Source organism: Cellulosimicrobium sp. XJ-DQ-B-000, assembly GCF_031119065.1.
Lineage (GTDB): Bacteria > Actinomycetota > Actinomycetes > Actinomycetales > Cellulomonadaceae > Cellulosimicrobium > Cellulosimicrobium funkei.
Genome location: NZ_JAVHYN010000008.1, coordinates 63,748 through 83,819, shown reverse-complemented (window position 1 = coordinate 83,819; position 20,072 = coordinate 63,748). Strand labels below are relative to the sequence as shown.

Sequence of the window (20,072 nt, the reverse complement as noted above, 5' to 3'; positions counted from 1 at the left end):
TCAGCCCAGCCCGTCCTGGACCGCCTGGACCTTCGCCGCGGCCTCCTCGGGGGTCGACTGCCCGGCGGCGACCGCGGACAGCGCGTCCGCGACGGCCGTGTCGATGTCCGGCGACTCGAAGTAGCGCGAGTACTGCACCTCGGGCATCCAGTCCTCGGTGAACGTCGTCCACATCTCGCGCTGCTTGTCGCTCGTGAACTCCTCGGGGTCGAGGCCCTGCACGGCGGGCAGGTCGTTGAACGTGTTGATGAGCACCTGGGCGCCGTCCCCGGCGATCCAGTCGGTGAGGACCTGGCACGCCAGCTCGGGGTTCTTCGCGTCCTTCGAGATGCCGAGCGCGACGTCGATGCCGCCGACGAGCTGCGGCTCGGGCGCGCCGCCCGGGATCGTCGGGAACAGGAACGGCTCGTAGCCCTCCATGCCCTGCGAGAGCGGCGGGATGTCGGCGCGCGAGGGGTCGGACTGCTGGATCCACCAGGCCCCGAGGGGGATCATCGCGGCGTTGCCCGCCTCGAACTGGTTGACGCCGTTCGGGTAGGCGTCCAGCGCGAGGGCGCCCTGCTGGGCGATCCCGTCGGTGAAGAGCTTCTGCCAGTACGTGAACGCCTCGACGATCCCGGGGTCGGTCCACGACGCCTCGCCCGACTCCGCCTGCTGGACGAGGCCCGGCTCGACGTTGTTGGCGATCTGGAGGAAGACGACGTTGCGCAGCCACGAGTCCTTCGCGGGCAGCAGGAACGGCGCGGCCGAGCCGCCGCCGAGCGCGTCGACGGCGCTCTCGAGCTCGGCCCACGTGGCCGGGGGCTCGACGCCCGCCTCGTCGAGGAGGTCGGAGTTGGCCCAGAGGTTCACGGTCTGCACGAGGAGCGGCAGCGCGTAGTAGCTGTCGTCCCCCTCGGGGTTGCCCATCCGCGCCTGCTCGAGGCCGATCGGGAAGAACTTCGACTCCCAGTCGTCACCCCACGTGTCGGCCGCGCACTCCTCGAGCGGCATGAGGTTCTCCCGGTACTGCTGGGTCAGCGCGCCGGGCTGCAGGCCGACGATGTCGGGCATGGTGCCCGAGCTCGCGCGGGTCTGCAGGTCCACGACGTACTCGGGGTAGTTGAAGATCGTCGAGTCGATCGTGACGTCGGGGTTCGCGGTGGTGAACGCGTCGATCATCTGGCGCGTGGTCTGCTCGATCGGGCTCCAGGAGCGGAACGTCACCGTCGTCCCGCCCTCGCCCCCCTGGCCCGACTGCTCGGGGTCGGCGCTGCCGGCGCACGCCGCGAGCGACGTGACGATCGTGAGCGCGACGCCGGCCTGGATGCCGCGCCGCGCAGTTCGGGGAAGCTTCATCGCGTCCGTCCTCTCTCCGTCGTTGGATGCGAGGGCCTCATCGAACGTCTCCCCGCGGGGGCCGTCAACGGGTCGCGCCGGGGTGCGGGGGCCCGCGGCGCGCCGTGTCGTCCGTGTCCTGTCCGGTCGCCGCGACCCGGTCCGGCGGACGCCGACAGCGCGCCACGGCGTCGAGCCGACAGCGGGATGTCCGTTGTCCGACACGGGTCCTGGGCCCGGCCCCGCGGTCCCGCGGCTGGGGGCCGCGCCGCGGACCGGTGGCCCCGCGCTGACAACGGGCCACGGGCCGGTTGTCCGGGACGCGGGCGCGCCGCCGAGCCGCTCCGCGCCGCCCGGCCAGGCCCGAGGTCACAGTTCCGTGACGCCCAGATTCGTCTCACCTGTTGAGACCTCCGAGGGCAACGTCGCAGGTCGTGACACCCGTTGTGTCTGTAATCGATTTCTGCCATGCTGGTCGGCATGCCCTCCCCCACGACCCCCGGCCTCGTCGGCGTCGACGTCGGGACGTCGAGCACCAAGGGCGTGCTCGTCGGTCCGGACGGCGCGATCCTGCGCTCGACCACGCGCGCGCACGTCGTCGACCGGCCGCAGCCCGGCCACGTCGAGATGGACGCCCAGGTCTGGTGGGACGAGCTCGTCGACGTCGTCACCGAGCTCACGGCCGACCTCGCCCCCGGTGCCGTCCGCGGCCCCGACGTCCCGGCCGACCTCGAGGTCGCCGCCGTCGGGCTCTCCGGCATGGGCCCGTGCGTGCTGCTGGCCGACGAGCAGGGGACCCCGGTCCGCCCGGCGATCCTCTACGGCGTCGACACCCGGGCGACGGAGCAGATCGCCGAGCTCGACGAGGCCCTCGGGCGCGCGACGGTCCTCGACCGGTGCGGCTCGGCGCTGTCGTCGCAGGCCGCCGGGCCCAAGATCGCCTGGGTGCGGAGGCACGAGCCCGGGGCCTGGGCGCGCGCCCGCCGCCTGTTCATGCCGGCGTCGTACCTCGCCTTCCGCCTCACCGGCGCGTACGTGCTCGACCACCACTCGGCGTCGCAGTCGACGCCCCTGTACGACCCGCGGGACCACGACTGGATCGGCGAGTGGGCCGCGCTCGTCGCGCCCGGCCTCGAGCTGCCCGCTCTGCGGTGGCCCGGCGAGGCGGCGGGGGTCACCCGCGAGCGCCTCGCCGGGGTGGCCGCCGGCACGCCCGTCGTCACCGGCACCATCGACGCCTGGTCGGAGGCCGTGAGCGTCGACGCGACGCACGTCGGCGACCTCATGCTCATGTACGGCACGACGATGTTCCTCGTCGCCACGGTCGCCGAGCCGCTGCGCAGCGAGACGATGTGGGGCACCGTCGGCGCCTACCCCGGGACCCACAGCCTCGCCGGCGGCATGGCGACGTCGGGCGCCGTCACGTCGTGGCTGAAGGACCTGACCGGCGCGGACTACCCCGAGCTGCTCGCCGAGGCCGCGGCCAGCGGGCCCGGCGCCCGCGGGCTCCTCCTGCTCCCCTACCTCGCGGGCGAGCGCACCCCCGTCCAGGACCCCGACGCACGCGGCGTCGTCGCCGGCCTCACGCTCTCGCACACGCGCGGCGACCTCTACCGCGCGGCGCTCGAGGCGACCGCGTTCGGCGTGCGGCACAACGTCGAGACCCTGCGCGCGGCGGGCGCCGACGTCTCCCGCGTGGTCGCCGTGGGCGGCGGCACCCAGGGCGACCTCTGGACGCAGGTCGTCTCCGACGTGACCGGGCTGCCCCAGGTCGTCCCCACGAGCACCATCGGCGCGAGCTACGGCGCCGCGATGCTCGCCGCCGGGCTCGTGCACGAGCAGGGGCGCCTCCTGGACGTCGCGGCGTGGAACCCGCCCGCGCGGGTCGTGCGACCGGACCCCGCGGTGCGCGGCGTCTACGACGAGCTCTACGGCCTGTACCGCGACCTCTACCCGGCGACGCGCGACGTCGTGCACGCGCTCGCCCGCCGGGCCGCGCCCCCCGCCCCCGACCGCACCGCCCTCGAAGGAGCACCCGCATGACCAGCAGCACCTACGCCGTCCCCACGCTCGCGCCGGAGCCCCAGGCCCCCGAGCGCACGGTCTACCTCGTCGCGTCGGGCGACCTGCGCGAGTCCGCGAACGTCGCGGGCTGGCCCACGCAGGTGGAGCTCGAGCGCGTCCTCACCGACGCGTTCGCCGCGAACGGCTGGAAGGTCGTGCGGGCCAACGACGTGGACCCCGAGACCGGGCACGGGTTCATCAGCTCCCAGCGCATGGGGCTCGAGGTGTTCGCGACGATCCCGCCCGACGCGCCGCTCGTCGTCGCGGAGGCGGTGTGGCAGTACAGCCACCACGTGCTGGCCGGGCTGCGCACGCACCGCGGCCCGGTGCTCACCGCCGCCAACTTCGCGGGCGACTGGCCGGGGCTCGTCGGGCTGCTCGGCCTCAACGCGGGCCTGACGAAGATGGGCCGCCCCTACTCGACCGTGTGGACGGTCGACGGGAGCGACGCCTGGTTCCAGGACGCGATCCGGTCGTGGGTCACGACCGGCACGATCGAGCACGACGACTCGCACGTCCACGCGCTCCCGGAGCTCCCGGACAGCGCCGAGAAGCAGCTCGGCGAGGCGCTCGCCGCCCAGCTCCTGCGCGAGAAGGCGATCATCGGCGTCTTCGACGAGGGCTGCATGGGCATGTACAACGCGATCTTCGACGACGAGCTGCTCAACGGCCTGGGCATCTACAAGGAGCGGCTGTCGCAGTCGGCGCTCTGGGCCGAGATGCAGCGGGTCGGCGACGACGAGGCGGACGCGGTCCAGCGCTGGCTCGAGGACGCGGGCATGACGTTCCGGCTCGGCACCGACGAGGCGACGGAGCTCACCCCCGCCCAGCTGCGCTGGCAGCACAAGATGTACATCGCCGCGCTGCGGATCGCCGACGACTTCGGGCTCGACGCCGTCGGCATCCAGTACCAGCAGGGACTCAAGGACATCTGCCCGGCGTCCGACCTCGCGGAGGGCCTGCTCAACAACGTCCAGCGGCCGCCGGTCCGCTCGCGCGACGGCCGTCGGGTGCTGTGGGACGGCCAGGCGTTCCCGCACTTCAACGAGGCGGACGAGGGCGTCGCCGTCGACGCGCTCGTGACGAACCGCGTGTGGACCGCGATGGGCCTCGACCCGGCGACGACCCTGCACGACGTGCGCTGGGGCGAGGAGCACGACGGCCGCTTCGTGTGGGTCTTCGAGATCTCGGGCTCCGTGCCCGCCTCGCACCTGGAGGGCGGGTACGCGGGTGCCGAGGGCTGGCGCCAGGACCCGGTGTTCTTCCCGGCCGGCGGGTCGACGATCAACGGCGTGTCCAAGGCGGGCGAGATCGTCTGGTCGCGCGTCTACATCGCCGACGGCGTGCTGCAGGTCGACCTCGGCAGGGCCTCGGCCGTCTCCCTGCCCGCGGAGGAGACCCGCCGCCGCAAGGAGGCGACGAATCCCGAGTGGCCGATCATGCACGCCGTGCTGCACGGCGTGAGCCGCGACCAGTTCATGGCCCGCCACAAGGCGAACCACCTCAACGTCGCGTACGCGCCCGACGCCGCGACGGCCGACCGCGCGCTCGAGGCGAAGGCGGCGTTCTTCGCCGCGCTCGGCATGCCCGTCCACCTGTGCGGGGACACGGCGCTCACGCGCTGACCCCCGCTCCCGCGACCCCGGGCGGGTCGCTCCGCCGCGCTCGTCCCCCGGCCGCGGCGGGGCGGCCCGCCCGGTCTCTTGCCCGGTCTCTTGCCCGGTCTCGTGCCCGGTCCCGTGCCGTCAGCGGGCCGGCCTCGGGGCACGGGCGGGCCGCCGGCGCGCGAGCCCGCCCACGACGAGGGCGACGAGCACGGCGCCCAGGAGCGCGCCGGCCGTGTTGAGGACGACGTCCTGGACCGTCGGGACGCGGCCGGGCAGGAGGTTCTGGGTGAGCTCGATCGCGACCGAGAGGGCGCAGCCCGCGAGCGTCACGAGCCCGACGGCGCGCCACGCCCCCGGGACGGCACGGCCCCGACGGGCCGCCGCGCCCCGCAGGAGGGGCACGCCGAGCACGCCGAACGGCCCGAACATCACGACGTTGGCGAGAGCCTCGAGCACCGGCAGCGTGATCGGGATCCCGAGGCCCTGGAGGAAGCCGAGCGTGGACGTCGCCCAGCCGGGCGCGTCGGTGGACTGCGGCGACGGCCAGAGCGTCACGACCAGGACGGCGGCGAGATAGACGGCGAACGTCCAGGTCAGCAGGCGCATCCCGTCAGCGTACGGGCGCGCGTCCCGGGCGCGCCGGGCCCCGCGGCGCGGCCACGGAGCCTCCACCGTTCCCCCTCCTCGCCGCGCGTGGGACGGCGAGGGTCGGTTCACTGGGCGCCATGGTCACCGTCGGCTTCCACGCCTCCCACGAGCAGATCCCGCCCGGCCCCCTCCTCGCTGCGGCCCGCCGCGCCGAGCAGGTCGGCTTCGACGCCGCCATGTGCTCCGACCACCTGGCCCCCTGGAGCGAGCGCCAGGGCGAGTCCGGGTTCGCGTGGTCGTGGCTCGGCGCCGCGCTCGCGACGACCGCGCTGCCGTTCGGCGTCGTCACCGCCCCCGGCCAGCGCTACCACCCGGCGATCGTCGCGCAGGCGATCGCGACGCTCGGCGCGATGTTCCCGGGCCGCTTCTGGGCCGCGCTCGGCTCGGGCGAGGCGATGAACGAGCACGTCACGGGCGACCGCTGGCCTACGAAGGCCGAGCGCGACGCCCGCCTGCGCGAGTGCGTCGACGTCATCCGGGCCCTCCTCGCGGGCGAGGAGGTCACGCACCACGGGCACGTCACGGTGGACCGGGCGCGCGTGTGGTCGCTGCCCGACGTCGCGCCGCGGCTCGTCGGGCCGGCCGTCACCCCCGCCACGGCGCGCCGCCACGCCGACTGGGCCGACGGCCTCGTCACCGTGAACCAGCCCGTCGAGTCGCTGCGCCAGGTCGTCGGCGAGTACCGCGACGCGGGGGGCCGCGGGCCGCTCGCGCTCCAGGTCCACGTCGCGTGGGGCACGGACGACGAGGCCGCGTTCGCCGTCGCGCACGACCAGTGGCGCTCGAACCTCCTGCCTCCGAGCGTCAACTGGCACCTCGAGACCCCGGAGCAGTACGACGCGGTGGCGGAGCTCGTGCGCCCGGAGGAGGTGCGCGGCACGGTGCTCGTCGAGCACGACCCCCGGCGCCTGGCGGACCGCGTCGCCGAGCTGGTCGCGTGCGGGTTCGACGAGGTGTACCTGCACCACGTGGGGCAGCAGCAGGACGCGTTCCTCGACGCGGCGGGCGAGGCCCTCCTGCCCCGGCTGCGCGAGGCGTGCGCCGCCTCCACCGACGGGGGTGCGGCGTGAGGATCCGTGACACCGGGGACCTGTGGTGGAAGAACGCGGTCGTCTACTGCCTCGACGTCGAGACCTTCATGGACTGGGACGACGACGGGATCGGCGACTTCCCCGGCCTGGTCCAGCGGATCGACCACCTGGCCGACCTCGGGGTGACGTGCCTGTGGCTCATGCCGTTCTACCCGACGGCCGACCGCGACGACGGCTACGACATCACCGACTTCCTCGGCGTCGACCCGCGCCTGGGCGACCTGGGCGACGTCGTCGAGCTCGTGCGGACCGCGCGCGACCGGGGCATCCGCGTGATCGTCGACCTCGTCGTCAACCACACGTCCGACCGCCACCCGTGGTTCCGCTCGGCGCGGCGGTCGACGTCGTCCCCGTTCCGGGACTACTACGTGTGGCGGTCCGACGAGCCGCCGTCGACCAAGGACCAGGTCGTGTTCCCCGACCAGGAGGAGGGCATCTGGACCCTCGACGAGGCGTCGGGCGAGTGGTACCGGCACCGGTTCTACCGGCACCAGCCCGACCTCAACACCGCGAACCCGCAGGTGCGGGACGCGATCGCGAAGACGATCGGCTTCTGGCTGGAGCTCGGCATCTCCGGCTTCCGGGTCGACGCCGTCCCCTACGCGCTGACCGACGCGGCCGCGAACCCGGGCGACGAGATCGACGACCCCCACGACCTGCTGCGCGTGCTGCGCGCGTTCGTCGGGCGGCGGTCGGGCGACGCGATCCTCATGGGCGAGGTCAACCTGCCGTACGAGGAGCAGGCGCGCTACTTCGGGGACGGCGACCCCACCGACGGCGACCCGGGCGGGGTGACGAGCAACGAGCTGACGCTCCAGTTCGACTTCAACGCGATGCAGGCGCTGTACCTGGCGCTCGCGAGGCACGACGCGACCCCGCTCGCCGGGTCGCTCGCCGCGCGTCCGCCCATCCCCCGCGACACCCAGTGGGCGACGTTCGTGCGCAACCACGACGAGCTCACGCTCGACAAGCTCACGGACGACGAGCGCGCCGAGGTCTTCGCCGCGTTCGGGCCCGAGGAGGACATGCAGCTCTACGGGCGAGGGCTGCGACGGCGGCTGCCCCCGATGCTGGGCGGCGACCCGCGCCGGCTGCGGATGGTGTACTCGCTGCTCTTCTCGCTGCCGGGCACGCCCGTGCTGTTCTACGGCGAGGAGATCGGCATGGGCGAGAACCTGGACGTGCCGGGGCGCCTCGCCGTGCGGACGCCCATGCAGTGGAAGTCGGGGCCGAACGGCGGGTTCTCCCGCGCCCCCGCGCGCCGGCTCGCGGCGCCGCTGCCGGGCGACGGGTACGCGCCCGAGCACGTCAACGTCGCCGACCAGCGCCGCGACCCGGAGTCGCTGCTCACGTTCGTGCGGATGCTCGCGCACCGCTACCGCGAGTGCCCCGAGCTGGGCTGGGGCGACGCGCAGGTGCTCGACTCGCCCGAGCCGTCCGTGCTGGCGCTGCGCACCACCTGGCAGGACGCCTCGATGGTGACGCTGCACAACCTGTCGCCGGACCCGGTCGTCGTGCGGGTGCCCCTGGGCGACCTGCCGGAGGACGCGCGGCTCGTCGACGTCCTCGACGCGGACGACGTCGAGCCCGTGCCCGACGGGACCGCCGAGGTGCGGCTCGACGGCTACGGGTTCCGCTGGCTGCGCGTCACACCGCCCGGGTCGCGCCGGCTCCTCTGAGCCGGCGCGGCCGGGGCGTGCGCGGGGTCGGTCGGCCGGGTCCCGACCGGTCAACTAGGGCGTGAGCCCGGGGCGTCAGCCGTGCGTCGGCTCGTCGGGGCCGACGGGCCGGCCCGGCGACGACGGCCGGTCGGGGACGTCGGGCGACGGGTCGGCCGGCCCGCCGGGGACCGGGTCGGCGTGGCTCGGGTCGTGCGGCGGCGTGGACGGGTCCGGGGGCGGCCCCGGGGACTTCGGCGGCTCCACCGTCGGCTCCGCCGGGGAGCCCGGGCCCGTACCGGGCTGGTCGGGGTTCGTGGTCATGGCTGCACCTCCGTGCTTCACGCGCTGCGCGCGGTCCACGGGACGCGCACCGCGTCCCTCCTCGACGCTAGGCGCGCCCCGGCCCGCTCGCGCGCGGCCGGGCCGCCCCGCCGACCTACGCTGGGCACGTGACCTCGTTCGCCTCGGACAACTACTCCCCCGCCCACCCCGACGTCCTCGCCGCGCTCGCCGCCGCGAGCGCCGGGCACGAGATCTCGTACGGCGAGGACCCGTGGACCGCGCGCCTCCAGGACGCCGTGCGCGCGCGGTTCGGGCCCGGCGCCACCGCGTACCCGGTGCTCACCGGCACGGGCGCGAACGTCGTCGCGCTCATGGCGACGCTCCCCCGCTGGGGCGCCGTCGTGGCGTCCGAGCACGCGCACCTCAACACGGACGAGAACGGCGCCCCCGAGCGGGTGGGCGGCGTCAAGGTGCTCACGGTCCCGGCGCCCGACGGGAAGCTCACGCCCGACGCCGTCGAGCGCTTCGCGGGCGACCTCGGCGACCCGCACCGCGCGCAGCCGCTCGTCGTGTCGCTCACGCAGTCCACCGAGCTCGGCACCCTCTACACGGCCGACGAGATCCGGGCGGTGGCCGACGCCGCGCACGCCCGCGGCATGCGGGTGCACCTCGACGGGTCGCGCCTCGCGAACGCCGCCGCGGCGCTCGGCGTCCCGCTGCGCGACCTGACGACCGACGCGGGCGTGGACGTGCTGTCGTTCGGCGGCACCAAGAACGGGCTCGCGCTCGGCGAGGCGGTCGTCGTGCTCGACCCGTCCGCGGTCGACGGCGTCGAGTTCGTGCGCAAGTCGACGATGCAGCTCGCGTCCAAGATGCGCTACGTGTCCGCGCAGCTCCTCGCGCTCTTCGAGCCGGTCGGCGACGTCGTCGCCGAGGTGGACGAGGGCGCCGACGCCGACGAGCTCTGGCTCCGCAACGCCCGCCACGCGAACGCGATGGCCGCGCGGCTGCGCGCGGGGCTCGCGGACGTCGTCGTGCCGGCCGCCGTCGGGCCCGACGACGCCGCCCCGTGCCCGGCAACGGGCCTCGCCTTCACCCAGCCCACGCTCGTCAACGCGGTCTTCGCGACGCTCCCGCGCACGGCGGTCGCGCGCCTGCGCGAGCGGCACCGGTTCTACGACTGGGGACCGGGCGAGACGCCCGACCGCGTCGAGGTGCGGTGGATGTGCGCGTGGGACACGACCCCGGGGGACGTGGACGGGTTCGTCGCGGACGTGCGGGCCGCCCTCGCGGTCGCGTCGTGAGCGGGCGAGGATGACGCCATGAGCGACCAGAGCCTGCCCCTGCCGACCGCCGACGACCTCGTGCACCTGCGCCGCTGCGTCGAGCTGGCGCGCGAGGCGCTCGACGACGGCGACGAGCCGTTCGGCTCCCTCCTCGTCGACCGCGACGGGGTCGTGCGGTTCGAGGACCGCAACCGCGTCAAGGACGGTGACGCGACCCGGCACCCCGAGCTCGAGATCGCCCGCTGGGCCGCCGCGCACCTGACGCCCGAGGAGCGGCGCGACGCGACCGTCTACACGTCCGGCGAGCACTGCGCGATGTGCAGCGCGGCGCACGCGTGGGTCGGCCTGGGCCCGGTCGTCTACGCCGCGAGCACGACGCAGCTCGTCGGGTGGCTGGAGGAGTGGGGCGTCGCGCCGGGACCGGTGCGCCCGCTCGCGATCGGCGACGTCGCGCCCGGCGTCGCCGTGCGTGGCCCCGCGTACGAGCTCGAGGTGGAGGTCCGCGCGCTGCACGCGCGTCTGCACGGCGTCTCCTGACCGGGGCCCGCTCGCCCGTCGTCGTGCACCCGGACCGCGCGCCCGCGGGACGACGTTCTCAGGCGTCGAGCGCGTCCGCGACGGTGCGCGCGACCTCCGGGACGGCGAGGTAGCCGGCGGGCCGGGCGCCGTCGAGCACGACGGCCGCCGCGTGGTGGCCCGGCGCGGCGTTCGCGACGACGAGCTCCTCGATCCCCGGCGACGCCGGGTCGAGCGGGAACGCCGCCGGCCCGAGGCCGTGCAGCGCGAGCGCGTCCCGGGGGTCGCGCGCCGCGACCCACCGCCGCACGGGGGCCGGCACGCGCAGCGGGGCGCGCGCGGCCAGGACGTCCCGGATCGCGCGGACGGCGAGCGGGGACCCGAGCGTGAGCAGGAGGGGCACGTCCCAGCGCGCGGCGTCGGGGTGCTCGCGCAGCACGGCGTAGGCGACGACCGACCCGAGCGAGTGCGCGACGACGACGACAGACCCGTCCGTGGGGATCGCGGCGGCGAGCGCGTCGTCGATCGTCGTGCGGACGGCGTCGTCGTGCAGGTACGCCCAGACGTCGCGCGCGAGCAGCGCGACGACGGCGCCGCTCAGGCCCGGCACGGACCGGTCGAGCGCGGACAGCAGCAGGTTGAGCCACGCGCCGACGTCTCCCTCCACGCCACCGGGCCCGGAACCCTCCGGGCGCACCGGCACCGTCGCGCCCGCGGCGCGCAGCACCTCCTCGGCGACGGCCGCCACGAAGGCGGCCTCCTCCGCCGCCTCGGCCGTGGACCACGCGGCGTCCCCGTCGCGCGCCGCGCCGACCGCGTGCACGGTGACCGGCGGCGGCGTCGTGGCGCCCCCGACGAGCGCGGCGAGCGTGTCGCCGTAGTAGACGAACGCCGTGTCCGCGTCGCGCACGACGACGCCGGAGCCGGCCGCAGCGAGACCCGCGTCCAGGACCTCAGTCCACGTGCGGTCGAGCTGCTCGGCGTCGAGCCCCTGGTTGTCGCGGCCGTGGACGAGCACGAGTCGGGTCACGCGCCGAACCTACCGGCTGCCGGTGCCGCCGGGAGGGTCTACCGTCGGGCCCAGGAGCCAGCCCCCACCCCCCGGAGTCCCCCGTGAACGACCGCACCCTGACCGAGCACAGCACGACCGTCGAGACCCATGTCGCCCGCCCCCCGCAGGTCGTCTGGGCCGAGCTCATGCACCCGAGCGCCCGCTGGATGCTGGGCATGAACATCGAGACCGACTTCCGCCCCGGGAGCCCCGTGACGTTCGAGGGCCACTACATGGGCCGCGAGTTCGCCGACTGGGGCACCGTCGTGGCCGTCGAGCGCCCGCGCCTGCTGCACTTCACGCACTTCTCGCCCACCATGGGCCTGCCCGACGTGCCGGAGAGCTACCACGACATCGCGATCACGCTCGAGCCCGACGACTCCGGGACGCTCGTGCGCGTCGTCGAGCGCAACATCGAGACGGCGGAGCGCGCCGAGCGCGCGCACGCCCTGTGGACGAAGGCGCTCGCGACGCTCGCGGGCCACGACTGACGCGTCCCGCCCCGCACGACGACGGGCCGGTCACCCCGCGAGGAGGTGACCGGCCCGTCGGCCGTCAGGCACCGGCCCGACGACGCCCCGCGCGTCAGGCGGTGCGGCGGCGGCGCGCGCGGACCACGAGGAGCGCGGCGCCCGTCCCGACGAGCAGCAGCGCGAGCGTCGTCACGACGACGGCGTCCGCACCCGTGATCGCGAGGCCGCCGGCCGACGACGCGGTGTTCGTCACCGTCACGACGACCGGCGCGCCCGCGCCGACCGTCACCCCGGTCACCCGCTCGTCACCGACGGTGAGCACCGGCGTGCCCCAGTCGACGCCGCGGACCGTCGGCAGGTCGGTCTCGGTGAGGCGCACGACGGTCCCCACGGGAAGGTCCTGCGGCCCGTCGACGACCTGCCCGTCGGCCCGCACCGTGAGCGTGCCGGTGACGGGCTCGCCGTCGCGGTCGAACGCGTAGCGGACGGTGAACTCGGTGCTCGCCGGCACGGAGCCCGCCGCGGCCCCCACGACCTCCTTCACGACGGAGAACCCGCCCACGGCCTGGTCGGCCGTGTTCGTCACCGTGACCAGCGCGTCCGTCCCGTCGCCGACGACGAGCGTCGGCGGGCTGAACACGGGCGTGCCCCACACGACGCCGTCGACCGCGGGCAGGTCCGTCTCGCCGAACGTCACGACCGTCCCGGCCGGGAGGTTCTGCGGCCCGGCGACGACCGTGCCGTCGGCCGGGACCTCGACGGAACCGCCCACGGGCGTGCCCTCGAGCTCGTATGCGTACGTGACCGTGAACGTCGTTCCCGCGGGGACGAGGTCCGCGCGGTCGCCCACGACCTCCTTCGCGACGGAGAACCCGCCGACCGCGGCCACGTCCTGGGTCGTGTTGGTCAGCGTGACGAGCGTGTCCTCGCCGTCACCGACCGTGACGGACGCGGGCGAGAACACCGGCGCGCCCCAGACGACGTCGCCCACCTCGGGCAGGTCGGTCTCCGTGAGCGTCACGACCGTCCCGACCGGGAGGTCCTGCGGGCCGTCGACGGCCGTGCCGTCGGCGCGCACCGTGAGCGTCCCGGCGACCGGGCCGTCGTGGGTGAACCCGGCGGGCAGCGCCGCGGACCACGCGACCGAGAACTCCGTGCCCGGGGGCACGCTCCCGGCGAGGTCGCCCGTGACGGTCTTCGCGACGGAGAAGCCCCCGACGAGCGCGTCGGCCTGGTTGGTCAGCGCGACGCCCGCGACGGCGTCGCCGTCGCCGATGGTCACCGTCGCGGGCGAGAACACCGGCTCGCCCCACGCGACCCCGGGGACCGTCGGCAGCGGCTGCCGCTCGGCGAAGCGCACGACGGTGCCCGCCGGGAGGTCCTGCGGCCCCGCGTCGACCGTGCCGTCGGCGCGGACGGTGAGCGTGCCCTGCGTGTCCCCCGCGTACTCGGCGCCCTCGGGGAGCTCCGCCGTCCAGTCGACGAGGAACTCCGTGCCGCCGGGGACGGCGCCGGCCGCGCCGCCCGCGACGGTCTTCTGGACGGCGAACCCGCCGACCTCCTGCACCGCCTCCGCGGCGTTCGTCAGCGTGACCTCGACGGCCGCACCCTCGGTCACCGTCACCGACGGCCCCGGGTCGAACGACGGGACGCCCCACACGACGCCCTCGATCGCGGGCAGCGGCTGCTGCTCCGCGAGCGTCACGACCGTGCCGACCGGCAGGTCCGCGGGGCCGCTCGCGAGCGTGCCGTCGGCGCGCACGGTGAGCGTGCCGGAGGTCGGGCCGTCGTAGGCGACGCCCGCGGGGACCGTCGCGCGCCAGTCGACGAGGAACGCGGTGCTCGCCGGGACGTCGCCCGCGGCGGAGCCCGCGACGGCCTTGCGGACCGTGAACCCGCCGACGACGGGGTCCGCGACGTTGGTGACCGTCACCGCGACGCCCGTCGCGCCCTCGACGACCGTCACCGGCCCGGCCGGGCTCACGACCGGGTCGCCCCACGCGACGCCGTCGACCACCGGGAGCGGCAGCCGCTCGGTGAACGTCACCGTCGTGCCGACCGGCAGGTCGGCGGGCCCGGCCACCACGGCGCCGTCCGCGAGCACGGTCAGGGTGCCGGTGAGCGCGCCGTCGTACGTCGCGCCCTGCGGCAGCGTGGCCGCCCAGTCGACGAGGAACGCGGTGTCCGCCGGGACGAGGCCGAGGGCGTCCCCGGCGAGGACCTTCGCGACCGTGAAGCCGCCCACGGCGGTGGTCCCGCCGCCGGCGTTCGCGGTGTTCACCACGGTGACCGTGACCGTGCGGCCCGCGGCGACGGTGAACTGCGCCGGGTCACCGAGCGGCTCGTCGTCCACGCGGACCACCGGCGCGCCCCACTCGACGCCCGCCACCGACGGCAGGTTCGTCTCGCGGACCGTGACGACCGTGCCCTCCGGCAGGGTCGGCCCGTTCACCAGGGCCCCGCTGATCGGGACCGTGAGCATGTCGCCGCCGGTGACGCCGTCGGGCTGCTCGTAGGTGTACTCGACCTGGAACGTCGTGCCCGCGGGCACGTCCGCCGCCGCCTCGCCCGTCACGGTCTTCTGCACGGCGAAGCTCGCGCCCCCGGTGCAGTCGAACGGACCGGGCCCGATCCAGGGGTAGCTGTGCATCTCGAGCCCGCCGGTGACGCTCGGGTCGCCGAACGTGAGGTTCCCTCCGACGAGGACGCGGCCGTTCGTGCTCGTCGTGATCGTCGCGTCCGCGACCGGCGCGACGATCGTGCCGAGGAACTGGTCGGCCCGGCCGAGCGCGAGGTCCGGCGTGGACGCGAAGTTCCACAGGATGCGCGCGGCCCAGCTGCCGAAGCCCGGGTTGGAGTTGAAGTCGTTGATGAACGGCGAGCCGTTCCCCTCCCAGTAGTTGGGGCTCATGCTCACCGGCGCGTCCCCGGTCACGTTGATCGCGATCGCGACGTCGTCCGGCACGTTCGCGAACACGACCTCGCGGACGCCCGCGAGCTGCGCGGAGTCGACGGTGAACACCTGCGGGTCGGCGGTGCCGGAGCCGGTGAAGGTGACCCGGGTCCCCGACACGACGCCCGCCGCGGTCGCGGGCCACCCGGCGATCGTCGCCGACGCGTCGGCGACGACGGCGCCGTACCCGGCCCACTCGCCGAGGGCCGCCGCCCCCATGCCCTGCGTGACCGGGGCGTCCGCGCCCGGCGTCGTCCCGGCGGTCGAGAGCGACCCGCCGCCCGTGACCGCGGCACCGACGTTCACGGCGCCGCCGGTCGGCAGCGTCGAGCCGACGGTGACGCTCGTCCCCGTCCCGATCTCCAGACCGCCCCCGACGGCGAGCATCACCGCGCCGTCGGGCGGCGTGATCTGCGAGCCCGCGCCGACCGCGCCGATGCTGAAGTTCCCGGGCCCGTCGATCGTCGTCCCCCCCGCGACGACGAGCAGTCCCTCCGACTCCGCGGCGCTCGCCGTGGCGTGGTAGTCGCCCCCGGTCCACACCGTGACGTTCGTGTCCGTGAACAGCGGGGGCGTCTGGCCGACGCTCGGCATGTCCCCCGGCGCGGGGCAGAAACCGACCGCGGCGGACGCCGGGCGCGCCTGCGGCCCCGAGACGAGGACGACGGCACCGGCCAGGGCGAGCACGGCGGCGACGAGCGCCGCGACCGCTCTGCGCAGGCGTCCGGGGGCGACGCGGAGGGAGGGTGGACGAGGGGTCATGCCGGGCTCCAGGTTCGGGGGGGAGGGCGCTGCGCGACCGCGAGGCCAGGACGCCATGTCACCCAGGAGACGCGCCGGGACGCGTCTCATGACGTGAGACCGGCGGTGACGTCGGTCATACCGCCGCCGGGCGGCGTCGGAGCGCCCGGGACGACGCCCCCTCCGCGGCCGTCGGGCTACCGTGGCGTCGGAGGTGTCGCCTGTGACCGCTCGAGCCCGGACCACCTGGATCGTCGTCGCCGTCGTGACCGCGCTCGCCGCCGTGGCCGCCGTCGCCTGGTACCTCACACGGCCCGCCCCCGCGCCGCAGACCGCGCCGTCGGGCACGCCGTCCGCCCCGGCCGACCCGACGCCGTCGGGCACGTCGCCGACGCCGTCCACCCCGCCCGCGGACCCTCTCGCCGGGTGGACGCTCGAGCAGAAGGTGGGGCAGCTCTTCATGGTCGGGGTCGACGTGCGGGACCCGCAGCAGGTGAGCTACGACGCCGTCTCGCGCCTTCACGTGGGCAACGTGTTCCTCGCGGGCCGCTCGCAGGCCGGGACCGGCCCGACGGCGGACCTCGTCGCGGGCTTCACGGCGCTCGTCTCCCCGGAGACGACGAACGGCACCCCGCTGTTCGTCGCGACCGACCAGGAGGGCGGGAAGGTCCAGGTGCTGCGCGGGCCCGGGTTCTCGCAGATCCCGACGGCGACCGACCAGGCCCGGCTCGACCCGGCGACGCTCCAGGCCGACGCGACCACGTGGGGCGCCGAGCTCGCCGCGGCGGGCGTGAACCTCAACCTCGCGCCCGTGATGGACCTCGTGCCCGAGGGGACGTCCGCGCAGAACCCGCCGATCGGGGCCTTCCAACGCAGCTACGGGTTCACCCCGGACTCGGTCACGTCGCACGCGAACGCGTTCAGCGCGGGCATGGAGGCGTCGGGCGTGGACGTGACGATCAAGCACTTCCCCGGGCTCGGCCGCGTCACCGAGAACACCGACACCGACACGGGCGTCACCGACGACGTGACGACGCGCGACGACCCGTCGGTCGCCGTCTTCGCGTCGGGCATCGAGGCCGGCGCGGCGTTCGTCATGACCTCCACGGCCGTCTACCCGCAGATCGACGGGACGCTCCCCGCGGCCTTCTCGCCCGTCGTCGTGGACGGGATGCTGCGGGGCGACCTGGGGTTCGACGGCGTCGTCCTCACCGACGACGTGTCCGCCGCGCAGCAGGTGCAGGCCTGGTCGCCCGCGGACCGTGCCGTCCTGACGATCGCCGCGGGCGGCGACATGGTGCTGGCGTCCGCGGACCCGAGCGTGGTCGAGCCCATGGTGGCGGCCGTCGTCGAGCGGGCGTCGAGCGACGACGCGTTCGCCGCGCAGGTCGACGCGGCCGTGCTGCGCGTGCTCGCGGCGAAGGAGCGGCTGCGCTGAGCGCGCGGCCCGGCGGTATAACTGACCGCATGGCTGCCCGTCGCCCCGCTCCCCGCCCGACGCTCGAGGCCGTCGCGGCCGTCGCGGGCGTCTCCCGCGCCACGGTGTCCCGCGTGATCAACGGCGTGCCGACGGTGGACCCGGCGATCGTGGCGGTCGTCGAGCAGGCGATCGACGAGACGGGCTACGTCCCCAACCTCGCCGCCCGGACGCTCGTCACCCGGCGCACGGGGTCGGTCGCGCTCGTCGTGTCCGAGCCGTCGGAGCAGCGCTCCCCGAGCCCGTTCCTCGAGCGGCTGTTCACCGACCCGTACATCGGGCGCGTGACGGCGGGCGCGCAGCAGGTGCTGCGCCCGCGCGACATCCACCTCGCGATCCTGCCCGCGGACCCGCCCGCGCACGACCAGGTCGTGCGCTACGTGCGGCAGGGGCACGTCGACGGCGTCCTGCTCGTCACGTCGAGCGCGAGCGACCCGCTGTCGGCGCGGATCGCGGCGCTCACGGTCCCGGTCGTGCTGTCGACGCACCTCGACGGGGTGGACGAGGCGGCCGGGGTGAGCTGGGTGGACCTCGACCAGGCCGCCGGCGGCCGGATCGCGGCCGAGCGTCTGGTCGCGGACGGCCGCACGCGGCTCGCGACCGTCGCCGGCCCGTCGGACGTGCCGTTCGCGCGGGGACGCCGCGACGGCTTCCTCGCGGCGGTGCGGGCCGCCGGGCTCGCGGAGCCCGTCGTCGTGGAGGGCGACTTCACGCGCGCGGGCGGGGAGGCCGCGGCGCGCGCGCTGCTCGCCGCGCGACCGGACGTCGACGGTGTGTTCGGCGCGAGCGACCTCATGGCCGACGGCGCGTCGCTCGTCCTGCAGGAGGCGGGCCGCCGCGTCCCGCAGGACGTGGCGGTCGTCGGGTTCGACGACTCGACGGTCGCGCGCCAGGCGCACCCGCCGCTCACGACGGTCCGGCAGCCGGTCGAGGAGATGGCGGCCGAGATGGCGCGCCTCCTGCTCGCCGCGATCGACGACCCGGACGCCGACGCGCGCTCGGTCCTGTTCGAGCCGCACCTCGTGGTCCGCGACTCCGCCTGACCCCCACCCGCTGAGTGCATGAAAAAGTCGCGGTCGGGACGTCCGACCGCGACTCTTTCCTGCACTCAGCGGGAGCGTGCCGTCCCGGGTCAGTGGCCCCCGCCCGCGACGAACGCGATGCCGGCCGCGATCGCGACGACCACGACGGCGAAGCACACGATCGCGCCGACCTGACGGGGGCGGGTCGCGCGCTCGACGCGCACGGTGCGGCCGTCGGACGTGAAGCGGCCGTCCGGGGTGCCGACCTCGACCGGCACGGCGCGCCCGGCGGCGAGCCGGACCCCCAGGGCGAAGAGGGCGGGCAGGCCCGCGCCGACCACGAGGCCTGCGACGACGACCTTGAGCAGCGAGTCGATCTCGACGAACACGGTTCTCTCCTCCGGGCTGCCGGTCAGACGCCCGCGCGCTGGCGCGAGGCGGGCGTGGTCGGGGTGGTCGGCGCCGGGGCGGGCGCGGCGTCGGTGAACGGGTCGGCGACGTCGAGGCGACGCTCGAGCGCGGCCTCGCGCGCCTCGACGACCTCGGACTCGAGCCCGGCGTCCACCGCGCCCTCCTCCCAGGCGTCGTTGACGTTCGTGTGGTCGACGGGCTTGCGGCGCGAGGCGATCCAGATGGCCAGCGAGGAGCCGACGAGGATCGCGAACACGACGACCGTCCCGGCGGCGCCCCCGATGCCGTGCTGGATGCCGTAGCAGGCCGCGCCGACGAGGCCGGCGGCCGGGAGCGTGAGGCCCCACGCGGCGAGCATGCGGCCCGCGACGCCCCAGCGGACCTTCGCGCCGGGCATCCCGACGCCCGAGCCGAGGATCGAGCCGGTCGCGACGTGCGTCGTCGAGAGCGAGTAGCCGAACAGGCCCGACATGAGGATGACCGCGGCGGACGACGTCTCGGCCGCCATGCCCTGGCGGGTGTCGATCTCGACGAGGCCCTTGCCGAGCGTGCGGATGATCCGCCAGCCGCCCAGGTAGGTGCCGAGGGCCATGAAGAACGCGCAGGACAGGATGACCCAGAACGGCACGCTCGAGTCGGCCGGGACGGCGCCCGCCGCGATGAGCGCGAGCAGGATGATGCCCATCGACTTCTGCGCGTCGTTGGTGCCGTGCGCGAGCGAGACGAGCGACGCGGAGCCGACCTGGCCCCAGCGGAACGCCCGCGTGGAGACGTCCTCGGGGACGTCGCGCGTGAGGCGGGCCACGGCCCACGTGCCGACGCTCGCGACGCCGACCGCGATGAGCGGGGCGAGCAGCGCGGGGATGAGCACCTTGGCGGCGACGCCGCTCCAGATGACGCCCTGCGTGCCGACGGCCGCGAGCACGGAGCCCACGACGCCGCCGATGAGGGCGTGCGACGAGCTCGACGGGATGCCGAGCAACCAGGTCAGGAGGTTCCAGGTGATGCCGCCCACGAGTCCCGCGAGGACGACCTCGAGGGTGATGACGTCGGCGTCGACCAGACCCTTCGCGATGGTCGCCGCGACGGCCAGGGAGAGGAACGCCCCGACCATGTTGAGGACGGCGGAGAGGGCGACGGCGGTCTTGGGCTTGAGGGCCTTGGTGGCGATGGACGTGGCCATCGCGTTGCCCGTGTCGTGGAAGCCGTTGGTGAAGTCGAAGGCCAGTGCGGTCACGACGACGAGCACCAGCAGGAGCGTCTCGGTCACGTCGTCCATGGTGCGGTCACGACCGCCGCGCGCTCGACCATCCTGTGGATTCTTCCGCCACTGTTCACCGACAGTTCATCCGGCGTTCGAAGCCCTCGTTCGAACGCCGGAGAGGCCCGTCGGCGTCCGGGGCGGACAGCCCGGGAGCGGGGGCGGACGGCCCCTGGCGCGGCCGCGTCGGACGTGCCCGGCGCGACCGTCC

16 protein-coding genes are annotated in these 20,072 nt (G+C 75.3%); 9 read left to right on the top strand and 7 right to left on the bottom strand.

Annotated elements, in window-relative coordinates; translation table 11 throughout:
• Positions 1 to 1,338, bottom strand: coding sequence for an ABC transporter substrate-binding protein (locus RDI86_RS12500; RefSeq protein ID WP_031316944.1), 1,338 nt, complete (start codon positions 1,336 to 1,338; stop codon positions 1 to 3).
• Positions 1,339 to 1,797: 459 nt separating this feature from the next.
• On the opposite strand from RDI86_RS12500, the gene RDI86_RS12495 reads away from it, so the two are divergent.
• Positions 1,798 to 3,360 carry an FGGY-family carbohydrate kinase gene (locus tag RDI86_RS12495; RefSeq protein WP_308821518.1) on the top strand — a complete coding sequence of 521 codons (1,563 nt, stop codon included), beginning with the start codon at positions 1,798 to 1,800 and terminating at the stop codon, positions 3,358 to 3,360.
• Positions 3,357 to 5,006, top strand: coding sequence for a fucose isomerase (locus RDI86_RS12490; RefSeq protein ID WP_076404331.1), 1,650 nt, complete (start codon positions 3,357 to 3,359; stop codon positions 5,004 to 5,006). The genes RDI86_RS12495 and RDI86_RS12490 overlap by 4 nt, the downstream gene beginning before the upstream one ends.
• Before the next feature lie 120 nt (positions 5,007 to 5,126).
• Here the strand turns inward: RDI86_RS12490 and RDI86_RS12485 are convergent, their stop codons facing one another.
• The gene (locus RDI86_RS12485; RefSeq protein WP_076404618.1) at positions 5,127 to 5,594 is read right to left on the bottom strand and encodes a VanZ family protein; all 468 of its coding nucleotides are present in this window, start codon (positions 5,592 to 5,594) and stop codon (positions 5,127 to 5,129) included.
• 119 nt (positions 5,595 to 5,713) lie between these two features.
• On the opposite strand from RDI86_RS12485, the gene RDI86_RS12480 reads away from it, so the two are divergent.
• Both RDI86_RS12480 and RDI86_RS12475 read left to right on the top strand, forming a co-directional pair.
• Entirely contained in the window at positions 5,714 to 6,706 is a 993-nt protein-coding gene (locus tag RDI86_RS12480; protein ID WP_308821517.1) for a TIGR03885 family FMN-dependent LLM class oxidoreductase, read from the top strand.
• Positions 6,703 to 8,406 carry an alpha-amylase family protein gene (locus RDI86_RS12475; protein WP_308821516.1) on the top strand — a complete coding sequence of 568 codons (1,704 nt, stop codon included), beginning with the start codon at positions 6,703 to 6,705 and terminating at the stop codon, positions 8,404 to 8,406. The genes RDI86_RS12480 and RDI86_RS12475 overlap by 4 nt, the downstream gene beginning before the upstream one ends.
• Positions 8,407 to 8,481: 75 nt before the next feature.
• Here RDI86_RS12475 and RDI86_RS12470 read toward each other — a convergent pair whose 3' ends face one another.
• Positions 8,482 to 8,709 (bottom strand): hypothetical protein, encoded by a 228-nt coding sequence (locus RDI86_RS12470; RefSeq protein WP_051028580.1) that lies wholly within the window; start codon positions 8,707 to 8,709, stop codon positions 8,482 to 8,484.
• A 128-nt stretch (positions 8,710 to 8,837) separates the two neighbouring features.
• Between RDI86_RS12470 and RDI86_RS12465 the strand changes: the two genes are divergently transcribed.
• Together RDI86_RS12465 and RDI86_RS12460 are read left to right on the top strand one after the other, a co-directional pair.
• Positions 8,838 to 9,974, top strand: coding sequence for a beta-eliminating lyase-related protein (locus RDI86_RS12465; protein WP_308821515.1), 1,137 nt, complete (start codon positions 8,838 to 8,840; stop codon positions 9,972 to 9,974).
• An 18-nt stretch (positions 9,975 to 9,992) separates the two neighbouring features.
• Positions 9,993 to 10,493, top strand: coding sequence for a nucleoside deaminase (locus RDI86_RS12460; RefSeq protein ID WP_144679615.1), 501 nt, complete (start codon positions 9,993 to 9,995; stop codon positions 10,491 to 10,493).
• A 58-nt stretch (positions 10,494 to 10,551) separates the two neighbouring features.
• Here RDI86_RS12460 and RDI86_RS12455 read toward each other — a convergent pair whose 3' ends face one another.
• Positions 10,552 to 11,502 (bottom strand): hypothetical protein, encoded by a 951-nt coding sequence (locus RDI86_RS12455; protein WP_143311066.1) that lies wholly within the window; start codon positions 11,500 to 11,502, stop codon positions 10,552 to 10,554.
• An 83-nt stretch (positions 11,503 to 11,585) separates the two neighbouring features.
• On the opposite strand from RDI86_RS12455, the gene RDI86_RS12450 reads away from it, so the two are divergent.
• Positions 11,586 to 12,014, top strand: a complete 429-nt coding sequence (locus RDI86_RS12450; RefSeq protein ID WP_228485119.1) for an SRPBCC domain-containing protein — start codon at positions 11,586 to 11,588, stop codon at positions 12,012 to 12,014.
• A 94-nt stretch (positions 12,015 to 12,108) separates the two neighbouring features.
• On the opposite strand, the gene RDI86_RS12445 is transcribed toward RDI86_RS12450, so the two are convergent.
• Positions 12,109 to 15,711 carry a DUF5979 domain-containing protein gene (locus RDI86_RS12445; RefSeq protein WP_308821514.1) on the bottom strand — a complete coding sequence of 1,201 codons (3,603 nt, stop codon included), beginning with the start codon at positions 15,709 to 15,711 and terminating at the stop codon, positions 12,109 to 12,111.
• 202 nt (positions 15,712 to 15,913) lie between these two features.
• Here RDI86_RS12445 and RDI86_RS12440 point away from each other — a divergent pair, with 202 nt between their 5' ends.
• Together RDI86_RS12440 and RDI86_RS12435 are read left to right on the top strand one after the other, a co-directional pair.
• Positions 15,914 to 17,128, top strand: coding sequence for a glycoside hydrolase family 3 N-terminal domain-containing protein (locus tag RDI86_RS12440; RefSeq protein ID WP_308821513.1), 1,215 nt, complete (start codon positions 15,914 to 15,916; stop codon positions 17,126 to 17,128).
• 29 nt (positions 17,129 to 17,157) lie between these two features.
• Positions 17,158 to 18,210, top strand: a complete 1,053-nt coding sequence (locus tag RDI86_RS12435; RefSeq protein ID WP_308821512.1) for a LacI family DNA-binding transcriptional regulator — start codon at positions 17,158 to 17,160, stop codon at positions 18,208 to 18,210.
• A gap of 89 nt (positions 18,211 to 18,299) precedes the next feature.
• On the opposite strand, the gene RDI86_RS12430 is transcribed toward RDI86_RS12435, so the two are convergent.
• Both RDI86_RS12430 and RDI86_RS12425 read right to left on the bottom strand, forming a co-directional pair.
• Entirely contained in the window at positions 18,300 to 18,578 is a 279-nt protein-coding gene (locus RDI86_RS12430; RefSeq protein ID WP_061267893.1) for a hypothetical protein, read from the bottom strand.
• 23 nt (positions 18,579 to 18,601) lie between these two features.
• Positions 18,602 to 19,879 carry an inorganic phosphate transporter gene (locus RDI86_RS12425; RefSeq protein WP_086149942.1) on the bottom strand — a complete coding sequence of 426 codons (1,278 nt, stop codon included), beginning with the start codon at positions 19,877 to 19,879 and terminating at the stop codon, positions 18,602 to 18,604.
• Positions 19,880 to 20,072 lie beyond the last annotated feature (193 nt).